The sequence below is a fragment of the Chamaesiphon polymorphus CCALA 037 genome (assembly GCF_003003845.1).
In the GTDB taxonomy this organism is placed as follows: Bacteria; Cyanobacteriota; Cyanobacteriia; order Cyanobacteriales; family Chamaesiphonaceae; genus Chamaesiphon; species Chamaesiphon polymorphus.
In genome coordinates, this window is the sequence record NZ_PVWO01000161.1 from 1 (window position 1) to 11,002 (window position 11,002).

Below are 11,002 nucleotides of genomic sequence, written 5' to 3' on the forward strand. Positions count from 1 at the left end.
GCCTGCATCGTGGTGAATCGAAATCGAGACGACAGGTAAAGTACGATTGATGATAACTTGGCGATCGTCGAGACTGGGATTGATATCGGTAGTTCTGGTCATCACTACATTCGCACCCCGATCGATCAGTGCCTGTTGGAGGTATTCAGATACCTGCATATTCACGGTTTTTTCCAGATAGGTATTGCCGTAGGCTCTGCCCACCGCGCCGGAATCGATGCCGCCATGTCCGGGATCGACTACTACAGTCAAGCCGCTGAGAGGTTTCTGAGGATTGCGACTCAGTTGGGGCGGATTGCGGAGGGTAATTACTAAATTATTATTGCGATAGGCGGTTTGATAGCCCCATTGCTGCTGGGCGCGCAGTTGCAGGTTAATTTGCACTCGATCGCTTGTAGGGGCTTGCCAACTAGCTGTAGCGATACCCGTGGTCGGTAAGGTTAGAAACTTATTCGCCGCCCATTGTAGGGGCTGGGCGGTGGGGCTGGCTGGGCTAGGGGATGAGCTACTGCTAATCGCTAGGGATGGGGATGTAGGCGTAGCTGTGGCGATTGCTGGCTGTAGGTTTAGTTGGGAGATGCTGCCCGTAGTGTTGTAAAGAGTAATGCCGAAACCGCGATCGGTCTGTTGGATCTCGAAGGGTACAGGGGCAGATAGCGGCAAGACTAATTCGGTTTTGGCTGTGTCGGCGCGAACATCAGCCGCCGAGATCGTTGCTTGGGTGGTTACGGGCGTGGTTAAAATACTCACGGCGGATGCTTCGATCCACGCGCCATAGTCTAACTGATACCAAGGTACGATCTGTTTGAATCGATCGGGGCCTGTCGTTTGGGCGACAATGCGGGCGCGAGTGCCTTGGGGTAGGGGTGTGACTCGTTGGCAATCGTCATGCGCTCCGGTGCGGGCGATGCCAGATTCGATCGCTACTTCCCCGATCGAGATGGTGTTGGGATCGATCTGTGTAACTGGGGAAATTCTTTCTTGACACACGCTCGGCTGCGACTGGGCAATAACGATCGCATTCCCTCGATCGACCGAAACCAGCACTAGCGATAAACTAATCAAAAATAAACTGGCGATCGCCATCCAAGATCTCAGCTTCATGTACTAATATAGGGTCGAGGTTTTAACCCTGTAGTTTACCGCAGATCGAAAGCTTAAATCAGTTGACAGTTGACTACGCATCACCGCGCCCGGTGGCATTTCAATCCGATCTTTGGAAATTACTGCGTACACGATCGTTATTCCCTCGAAGCATCTGACTGGATCTTAGCTCGATCGACATCTATATCCCCAATTAGCAATAATGTTAAGCTGGTATGGCTGTTAGACGATCGCTGTATGGGATTACCACTCGAAACGCTTAAACAATGGTTTAGCTCGGCTGATGCGAATCTACTTGCTGAGAATGTTGTCTGGATAGTTTCACAAGGTTATCCAGTCTCTCAACATCAGTATTTCTCGCGAAAAGAGGTATTTGAAAAGTTCTTTCCAGAACTCTCGTCTCACTTTTCTAAATGGGGAGCGGAGCCAGAAACATTTATTGAAGCTGGAGACCAAGTGACAGTTAAAGGTCGTTACGTGGGGCGCGTCAAGCAGTCAGACAAGCCGATAGAGGTAGATTTTATACATATTTGGACAGTACATGATGGGGTCATAACAGAATTAGTTGCTGTTGCTGATACCGCTCAGTTTTCAAGACATGACTTATGAGAACAGATCGCTGCATAATACAAGCAATGAGTAAGATGATAAATGTCAAAGCCTCGTTTTAGCTGCATTAACAAATGCATCGCGATCCTAGAATATAGCTGTAAATTTATTACTCTTTCCCAACAATACTGATATTAGTAACAATGTCATATTCATCTAAACCATCTGCCCAGCCTTGTGTAAAGACCTTCGATGAGTTTGTGCAATTGGCGGATTATTCTCTGATGGATACTTTAAATGCCGATCCAGATGCCACGGTCGATGGTGAAGATCGCCGTGCCCGTCAAGTTTTTTCTGGCCATTTCGTACCCGTGACCCCCACGCCGCTGGCAGAACCAGAATACGTCACCCATAGCAGCACTTTTTTTAAGGAACTTGGGTTGAGCGATGAGTTGGCATTTAATGAAAAATTTCGCCATCTATTTTCTGGTGACATCTCTGTAGCGCATGAGCCTATGCGTCGGTTTGGCTGGGCGACTGGTTATGCACTGTCGATTTATGGCACCGAATATATCCAAAATTGTCCCTTCGGGACTGGCAATGGTTATGGTGATGGTCGGGCAATCTCCGTGTTTGAAGGAACCATCAATGGCCGACGCTGGGAAATGCAATTGAAAGGTGGTGGCCCAACGCCTTATTGCCGTGGTGGTGACGGGCGTGCCGTACTCCGTTCGAGCGTGCGGGAGTTTCTAGCGCAAGAATATATGCAGGCTTTAGGTGTTCCCACATCGCGCTCTTTGACACTGTATGTTTCTAAATCTGACACCGTTACCCGACCTTGGTATTCTCCAGACTCCCACTCGATCGACCCCGATATTTTGGTGGACAATCCGGTGGCCATTTCAACTCGCGTTGCACCATCCTTTTTGCGTGTTGGTCAGCTAGAGCTATTTGCCCGCCGCGCTCGCAGTAATGCTCATCCAAGAGCATTAGAAGAGTCGATCGCGATCGTGTCGCATTTAATCGATCGAGAATACAAAAGCGACATCGATCCAAACCTTGGTTTTGCAGATCGATTGGTTGAATTAGCGAAGTTATTTCGCCAGCGTCTGACTTCACTGGTGGCCGATTGGCTGCGGGTTGGTTACTGCCAGGGTAATTTTAATAGCGACAATTGCGCTGCGGGTGGCTTTACGCTCGACTACGGGCCATTTGGATTTTGTGAGATTTTTGACCCTTGGTTTCAACCTTGGACTGGCGGCGGCAAACACTTTTCATTCTTCAATCAGCCGATCGCCGCAGAGGCAAATTATCAGATGTTTTGGCAATCGGTAAGACCGCTGCTGGCAGAAAATGCCGCAGCTTTAGAACAGTTCGATCGAGTACGTGATGGCTTTGCAGAAGCCATGCAAACACAAATCCAAAACATGTGGGCGGCCAAACTGGGTTTGTCTGAATTTAACCCAACGCTATTTCAGGAATTAATGCAGTTAATGACTCAGGCAGAGGTAGATTACACTATCTTCTTCCGAGAGTTGTCCCATATACCAGACGATATTTCAGCATTGAAAAAGAGCTTCTACGTTCAAACTTCGCCCCAACTCGACGAACAATGGCAATTTTGGCTAAAAAGCTGGCGTAACCTCGTCATTAATGGCGGTAATTTGGCTGAGATATCGACCAAGATGAAACAGACTAACCCAAAATACGCATGGCGAGAGTGGTTGGTTGTCCCTGCCTATCAACAAGCCATGCAGGGTAATTACACGTTAATTAAAGAGTTGCAAGAAATCCTGAGCTATCCATATGATGAGCAATCGCAAGCAGTAGAAGATAAATACTATCGCCTCAAACCCAAGGCACTTTCTAGCGTTGGTGGCGTATCCCACTATAGTTGTTCATCTTGATAACGACAGAATATTTGCCCACCATCAACAAATCGCGTTCGCTACTTTCCATTCTCGCGATGGGTGAGTTTCCAGCTCTATAGTGGTGGGCAAATATTTTTGTGCTTGTTCAAAATTCTAGTGTTAAGTTTGCCCACCCTACAATGGGACTAATATAGGGTCGAGGTTTTAACCCTGTAGTTTACCGCAGATCGATATTACCTGAGTATCAGTCTGCACACCATTGCTATAAATCGCCCGCGCCGTGGCGGTAATTTCCCTCCCTGTCGTGCTGGTAGCTTTGGGTAAAATTGTATAATTTACCACCCCAGCGGAGTTAAAATTAGATAAGTGCTAATGATGTATTTATGTCAAAGAATATCGACCACGACCAGTTATTCAAACAACTCATTGGCACTTTTTTCGTAGAATTTCTCGACTTGTTTGTGCCGGAATTAGCTATTAATATAGACCGAGATAATTTAGAGTTTCTACCGCAAGAGTACTTCACTGACATCGTTGAGGGAGATCGCCGAGCGATGGATTTGGTGGTGAGGATTAATTTACGCCGTCGCCCAAATGAGCCGGAGGTGGGTAAGGTGTGGGCAATTGTCGATCTCGAACATCAGTCTAATGCTGAGACTAATTTCCAGCGGCGGATGTTCTTTTATTTTGCTCAGTTACATCGCAAGTATTTGGAGCCTGTTTATCCGATTGCAATTTTCTCGTTTGATGAGCCGAAACGTCAGGAGCCAGATAAGTATCGAGTGCGGTTGCCTGGATTGGATATTTTGGAGTTTAATTTTCTGCGGATTCAATTAAATCAGTTGAATTGGCGAGATTTTTTGAAGCAGAAGAATCCAGTGGCGGCGGCGTTGATGGCGAAGATGAAAATTGAGAAGAAGGAGCGTGCGAAGGTGAAGGTAGAGTGTTTGAGGGCAATTGCTACTCTCAAGTTAGATCCGGCAAGGGTGTCGATTCTGTCGGGGTTTGTGGATACTTATCTGAATCTCGATCGGTCAGAGGTAGTGGAGTTCCAGCGGGAAGTTGCTAGTATTGAGAAGGAGACTGAAAAGGAGCAGGTTATGCAAATTGTGACTAGTTGGATGGAGCAGGGCATCGAGCAAGGGGAGCAAAAAGAGGCTTTGCGATTGGTGTCGCGGGTATTATTTAGACGGGTGGGTGAGTTGGATGCTGGGGTAAATGAGCGATTGCAACAATTGTCTGTAAGTCAGCTTGAGGAGTTGCATGACGCGGCTTTGGATTTTAGTCAAATGGGGGATTTATTGGGTTGGTTGGATGTTCATCGGTAGGAAAAGTCGCTTTGATAAAGCAGGGTAGGGACAACTCATTAATTATCCCTACCCTAATTTTTGAGACTCCAGATCGTGTAGGGTGGGCAAATTTCTTGCTTCATGTCTTGTAAATGTCTAGATATTTTGCCCACCATCCACAAATCGAGTTTGCTATTTTCCATTCTCGCGATGGGTGAGTTTCCAAGCTCTATGGTGGTGGGCAAATATTTTTGTGCTTATTCAAAATTATAGTGCTAGGTTTGCCCACCCTACAATGGGGACTGTTACCACCAACCACCTCTCTTTCCATTGGGGAAGATCGTTAGAAAATTAGTTTTAGATTGTTTTAACTCCTGTTGTGAAATTTTTGCGCCTTTAAGGTTCGCGCCACAAAGATTCGCACCTTTGAGGTTGGTGTTGTCGAACTCTGTGCCGCATAAATCTGCTCCTCGTAAATCGGCATTTTGGAAATTGGTTCGACAAAATAAAGATTGGTAAAGTGAGGCATCTTTTAAAATCGCATTACTAAAATCAACGCGCTCGAATTTACCATTGTGAAGACGGGTTTCTGTAAAGTTAGTACCAGTAAAGTTGATATCACTGAATTTCAGACGGGATAGCCAATTATTCGACAATTGTAGATCGCTCATATCTAATTTGGTAAAAGTTCTCTGTCCGCAGGTAAAGTTACATAAAAATTTGTTTTCGCTTATTCTTAATAATGGTATCGAACTCAACCACTTGTCTAAACTACTCGATCTATCTTTGGGGTTTAAATTCATGCCAGTCAAGATTAGTCTATTTAGTCTGTCACTAATCTGAGGATTTAACTGTTGAGGAGGAAGCAGATTATCTTGTACCATCCGCATCTCTGGTGATGGTGGTATATCACCAGTGACACATGTATATAAAGTTGCGGCTAGCGCATAGATATACTGGGAATCACTCCCATGTTCTGCTTTTGCTGTTGCTAAGTAGAACGGAGATTCACTCTTCATATTTTTAGAGATACTAACAATCAATTCACTCAACCCAATGTCGATTAAGGTTGGTTCTTCTCTCCAGCTTGAAATGATAATATTAGAGGGCTTGATATCGCGATTTAGCGATCGTTCGAGTTTCTCATAGCTAAGTGCATAACCAATCTTTTGGATAATTTCTACAGCTTTATCTTCGCTTAATATTCCTCGATCTGCAATATAATCTTCAAGACGTTCATCGTCGATGTATTCGGTCACTATCGACCAAGTTTCATCTTCACAGAATATTCGGCTGACTTCAAGGAGATGAGAGGTATAATAATTAGGATTTAGCAATTTGCTGCAAAGCCTTTCTTGGAATTGCTCAAAGTTAACTCAGGGTGAACGCATTTAAATTCGAGCGAGAGCCACTAAAATAGGCGATCGATTCTATTCAAGCATCTAACTACAATTATGACAACATCAATCGTAGCCAAACCAAAATATGAGGTTAAATTAACTCAATTTATTGTAGCAAAAAAGCTCGGCTAAATATATTTAGTCGAATTGATATTTGAAGTTAGTTAAACTCAAGCTAGAATAGCTTCTAAAAGTTCGCGTGAATATTCTTCATCAAGACAAGCAAGAAATCGCTTCTTCCTCACACTTAATTTTCGACTCTTGTTTTGACCAATTACATTAACTGCTATATGCCTCAACACTGCAAAATTAGCAGGGGCATTATCTTTTCTGATTCGATTATTGTCTTCTTGAAAAGTCACGTCGAGTACCCAGTGCAACGAATTTTCTATCGACCAGTGACCTCTAATTGCTGATGCTAATTTTTCAATATCATCTTCTAAGCTACTAATAAAATAACGAGTTTCTACGCTAGTTTTTCCATTCACAACTCGCACTGACTCTACCATACCAACACTAGTCAAGTTTTGCCATTTTTGCTCCCGATCTATTGACTTGGCAATATCTGATATCATTAAGTAGTTACGAATTTCTTCTCTACCTCTATTTAGCTCTTTACTACTGAAACTACTCAGCTTGAGACCTTGACCATGAGTTTTAATTGCCTGCTTAAATAGCTGTTCTACTTGTTCGTATAAACTTGGCTGATTCAATTTGACTGCAATTACATAATCTGCTGATTTTTCGACGATTTTTCTGACTATTTCTCGCTGACACCCCATCGCATCAATTGTCACTATACATCCGGCTAAATCTAAAACATTAATCAATTCAGGTAATGCTGTTATTTCATTAGATTTACCCTCAACTTTCCTTTGCCCTAATACCAATCTATTACTTGTTGCCCAAGCACTAACTGTGTTAATTATGCCTCGACCATTCTTGTCATCGGCTGAGTTTCGAGATTGTTTTCCATCAAATGCGATTATTTCTCCTGCGGTTTTTTTGCATATTCCTTTAACCCAGCTTAGGAAAGATTTATTAAATTCTTCGGGACTAATTTGTGAAAATACTCGTGCAAATGTATCATGAGATGGTATTCCATTTGATAGTTCTAGAAATTCTTTCAGCCATTTTTTCTTGGCAATGCCATACAATTCTATCTCTTCCCACCCATCCGCTCCGCATACTACTGCACAAATAGCGATTGTGATAATATCGATTAATTTATGTTTTTTCCTCCGCTCAATTCTAATATCTTTTATGTCGTTAAAGTGTTCCGCTATACTATGCTTAGGCTTTAGCTTCATTTTCCGCGATCTAAACTCTCGATCGATATATTATAATTAATTGGCTACACTTGCTTGCTGCTAAAGCCTTACTGTTTTTCGTTAGTCAAATTTGGAACTAATTTGTCAGAGTTTTTAATAATACAAAATTTAAATGCGTTCGCCCTGAGTGGATAATCCTGGAGAAAATGAGAGATATTGGAAATGGTGGGCAAAGAACCTAGATATTATACTTTAGATAAAGTTAGAAATTTACCCACCATACACGATTAATTATTCAATATGTAGCCATTGCAAAAATTCCCTTACCTTTCCAGCCACGTTCTTTGATTCTTTCTGATAATTCTTGTTGAAAATCTGGCATAATCCGATTGCCATTTTGATTGAAGCAATCGAATAAAGATTTGAGATTAATGCTAGCTTCCTGCAACCAAGGCATTTCTTGGACTAATGTAATCAATTTAGCTAAACATTCTTCGTTACGACCTTTACTAGCTAAATGATAAGCATGTTCTGCTCGAAAATATGGGCTATAGTAAAACTCAGCTTCAGATAGTTTCCAAAATTCTGCCGATTGCTGAGGATCGCTTAATTGTCGTCCGAGTTGAATAGCGAATATGGGGGACGGAACTACTCCATGCTCGATCGAGAAAGTCGCTAAGAACATCTCACCAACAGACTCACTTAGGGATTTAGGAATGGAAGACACACATTTATCATACATTTTACAAGCTCGGTCACAGTCGCCAGACAAAAAATGAGCATCTGCTAAAACAATCTTAAAATGTGAGTTGTTTGGCTCTGCTTGACATGCTTTTTTTGCCCAAACTAATGACTCATCAAAATATGTAAGCGAACATAGACTTTTTGCTAGAGATGCACAATGCGAAGAATAATCTTCTCCTACGTTTCCCTGACTAGCCTCTGTCAAAATATCGAATGCTTGAAACGCATTGCGATCGATTGTTAAGTAATTGGCAACTTGCCAGGGCTGCATGTACTGTCCAACTAGATCATAGATAACTGAAAAAAACAAGCTTTCTTTATCCCAAGTAGATCTAATTTCCATCCACTCGTCATATAGATCTGGAAGTTGTTGATAAGCTGTCATAGGTTGCTTAGTCTGAGGATGCTTAAGATCTATATTCAGTGATTTTAAGCCCGCAATCGACTGAAATTTAGCAATGCTAGCTTTCCATTCTGTATTGAACAAGTCTATGCTGTTTTGAGAAGACATATTAAACTTCTATAAGGAGAGAGTGCGATCGGGTAGTGTTATTATTCCCAGAAAAGTAACCAGAACCATAGGGTAGGCAAGCTGCAAGGTGGGCAAACCTAGCACTAGAAGCATCGATCGCCACAATATTTGCCCACCCGACACGCAATCTCTAGAAACTAGCCAGCCATGCGACCCTTATTCAAACCACTCTGAAGAACGACGAGGACGACACCCACAGCCATAAATCCCAGTCCTAACAAACGGCTGTCATTCGAGGCAAAGGCAACCAGCACTAGATTGAGTACCAACGCGATCGCCGGAACGAATAGCGGCACGCGAAATCCGGCGGGATGAGGCTCGCGGCGGGCGATCGCGATTAAGGACAAATTAACCAGCGCGAACATAATCAGAATTAAGGTAGCGGTTGCGCCTGCTAACACTTGTACCGTGCCCGATACAGCCAACCCGATCGCCAGCGGCAGAATTACCAAAAAGGTGCGGTAGGGGGTCGATCGATCGGGGTGCAATCTGCCCAACCAACCGGGTAACAAGCCTTCGCGGGACATGCCAAACAGCAACCGCGACGAGGTAATAAAATTGAGCAGGGCGGTATTGAGTACGGCAAAAGCCGCCACGATCGTAAAGATCGCGGCGGGGAACTTGGGTTGCGCCCGCGCGACGACATCTAACAAGGGTGCTTTAGAAGCAGCTAGAGTAGCCGGATCGAACACCTGGACTGCCAGCCAGGAAACTAGAATATAAATAACGCCAGCAATTCCCAAGGATAATAGAATCGCGATCGGGACATTGCGCTGGGGATTTTTCACTTCCTCCGCGACATTGACGATATCCTCAAAGCCGATAAACGCATAGAAGGCTAAGGCTGCGCCCTGAATCACCGCCGTCCAACCGATCGGGGTGGAAGTGACGTTAGGATTGACAACTGGAGGATTAGCTCCTCCTCCAGCCAGAAATGCACTCGCCACGACAATTACCACGATTAACCCCGAAACTTCGAGAGTGGTACATATGATATTCAGCAGCGATGACTCTTTCATTCCTCGGAAATTGATAAAAGTCAGTCCAGCAAATAGTGCCAGCACGATCGACCAATCGGGAATTCCTGGCGCGATCGCATTCACATAGCCTGCGAAGGCTCTAGATAGCGTCGCCATCGACACGATACAGGTGCAAAACATCAACCACCCTACCAAGGTAGAGAGCCAATCGATCCCAAAGGCGGTATGGATGAAATAAGCGACACCACCACTTTTGGGCAATCGACTCCCTAGTTCGGCATAACACAAAGCAGTCATACTCGCAACCACCATCGCGACGATAAAAGCCGCCCACACCAATCCCCCCGATAATCCGGCAATTTTGCCCACAACGGCGTAAATTCCCGCCCCTAGGATATCGCCAACACCATAAATGACGAGTGTAGGCAATCCAAACACTCGCTTGAGTTCGTCTGTTTCTGTATTTGCTGCCATTGACTCGATCCAAATGTCAATTACTATTGAGATCTATTCTAGTTGCTTGTAGGTTAAGCCCCTCTAGATAGCGATATAGTGCTGACACTTACTTCGGGTGAGGTTCTAATCATCAAGGATGAAACTGCAAAGAATAAGACTACTAATCTGTTGAACTCGGTCTAAATACTAAGGGTAGTATGTCCTGTGTTACCACTAAAGAAACCGATATAGATCGTTGACATAAAGTCCAAAATCGAACCGTTACTAATGAGAAGAGAATTTTTCGATCGAACCCCTCTTTCGGAGCGATCGATTATGACGATCGAATATCCTCTTTGAGGCGAATCGAGCATTAAAACAAATATTAGACCTGCAATCCAGAAAGCTGAAACAGCTATTTTCTATCAAATGAATCGATCGACACTATGACTCATTGCGATCGCTGCTAGGACGGTTGTGGGGGAGCGATCGCGATCGGAGATTAATAATTATTACAATTAATATCGAATCTCGAAAATTATCTTCCAGAATAATTAGACTGAATTAATTCAGCCTAAATACCCGATTCGGGAGTGTTAGGTGGAAATTTGTCCGTATAACACCCCATTTTTCCGGTATTAGGTGGAAATTTGTCTATCTAACTACCCTAAACGGGGGTATTAGACTGACAGCGTCAGTCTAATAAAGAGTTCGACCGCTTAAGTTATCAGTTGGGGCATGACCTAAAAATCGGCGTTGCTGAATTGATGTATGATATGGCGATCGAGAGTAAGATCGAAGAAAAACAATGAACAGCGAATCAAAGC

9 protein-coding genes are annotated in these 11,002 nt (G+C 43.8%); 3 read left to right on the top strand and 6 right to left on the bottom strand.

Annotated features, from left to right (window positions below; translation table 11 throughout):
• A partial coding sequence (locus tag C7B77_RS13755) for an N-acetylmuramoyl-L-alanine amidase family protein (protein WP_146138317.1) occupies positions 1–1,104 on the bottom strand: 1,104 nt, incomplete at its 3' end.
• Between the two features lie 69 nt (positions 1,105–1,173).
• Here C7B77_RS13755 and C7B77_RS13760 point away from each other — a divergent pair.
• The gene (locus C7B77_RS13760; protein WP_146138318.1) at positions 1,174–1,713 is read left to right on the top strand and encodes a nuclear transport factor 2 family protein; all 540 of its coding nucleotides are present in this window, start codon (positions 1,174–1,176) and stop codon (positions 1,711–1,713) included.
• Between the two features lie 143 nt (positions 1,714–1,856).
• Complete coding sequence (locus C7B77_RS13765; protein WP_106305594.1) at positions 1,857–3,560, top strand: protein adenylyltransferase SelO; 1,704 nt, start codon at positions 1,857–1,859, stop codon at positions 3,558–3,560.
• A 168-nt stretch (positions 3,561–3,728) separates the two neighbouring features.
• Here the strand turns inward: C7B77_RS13765 and C7B77_RS30015 are convergent, their stop codons facing one another.
• Positions 3,729–3,866, bottom strand: a complete 138-nt coding sequence (locus C7B77_RS30015; RefSeq protein ID WP_181243864.1) for a hypothetical protein — start codon at positions 3,864–3,866, stop codon at positions 3,729–3,731.
• Between the two features lie 41 nt (positions 3,867–3,907).
• Here C7B77_RS30015 and C7B77_RS13770 point away from each other — a divergent pair, with 41 nt between their 5' ends.
• Complete coding sequence (locus tag C7B77_RS13770; RefSeq protein WP_106305597.1) at positions 3,908–4,852, top strand: DUF4351 domain-containing protein; 945 nt, start codon at positions 3,908–3,910, stop codon at positions 4,850–4,852.
• Between the two features lie 266 nt (positions 4,853–5,118).
• Here the strand turns inward: C7B77_RS13770 and C7B77_RS13775 are convergent, their stop codons facing one another.
• The 4 genes from C7B77_RS13775 to C7B77_RS13790 all read right to left on the bottom strand — a co-directional run bounded on the left by C7B77_RS13775 (position 5,119) and on the right by C7B77_RS13790 (position 10,214).
• The gene (locus tag C7B77_RS13775) at positions 5,119–6,150 is read right to left on the bottom strand and encodes a pentapeptide repeat-containing protein (RefSeq protein ID WP_106305600.1); all 1,032 of its coding nucleotides are present in this window, start codon (positions 6,148–6,150) and stop codon (positions 5,119–5,121) included.
• A gap of 233 nt (positions 6,151–6,383) precedes the next feature.
• Entirely contained in the window at positions 6,384–7,523 is a 1,140-nt protein-coding gene (locus C7B77_RS13780; RefSeq protein WP_106305603.1) for an ISAs1 family transposase, read from the bottom strand.
• A gap of 256 nt (positions 7,524–7,779) precedes the next feature.
• Positions 7,780–8,739: a hypothetical protein gene (locus tag C7B77_RS13785; protein WP_106305606.1), complete on the bottom strand. Its 960-nt coding sequence runs from the start codon at positions 8,737–8,739 to the stop codon at positions 7,780–7,782.
• A 158-nt stretch (positions 8,740–8,897) separates the two neighbouring features.
• Positions 8,898–10,214: an APC family permease gene (locus C7B77_RS13790; RefSeq protein WP_106305609.1), complete on the bottom strand. Its 1,317-nt coding sequence runs from the start codon at positions 10,212–10,214 to the stop codon at positions 8,898–8,900.
• Between the last annotated feature and the right edge of the window lie 788 nt (positions 10,215–11,002).

Coding starts and splice junctions, on each gene's coding strand:
- C7B77_RS13770 (WP_106305597.1), top strand. CDS start 3,908: ATGTCAAAGAATATCGACCACGACCAGTTATTCAAACAACTCATTGGC.
- C7B77_RS13765 (WP_106305594.1), top strand. CDS start 1,857: ATGTCATATTCATCTAAACCATCTGCCCAGCCTTGTGTAAAGACCTTC.
- C7B77_RS13785 (WP_106305606.1), bottom strand. CDS start 8,739: ATGTCTTCTCAAAACAGCATAGACTTGTTCAATACAGAATGGAAAGCT.
- C7B77_RS13790 (WP_106305609.1), bottom strand. CDS start 10,214: ATGGCAGCAAATACAGAAACAGACGAACTCAAGCGAGTGTTTGGATTG.
- C7B77_RS13780 (WP_106305603.1), bottom strand. CDS start 7,523: ATGAAGCTAAAGCCTAAGCATAGTATAGCGGAACACTTTAACGACATA.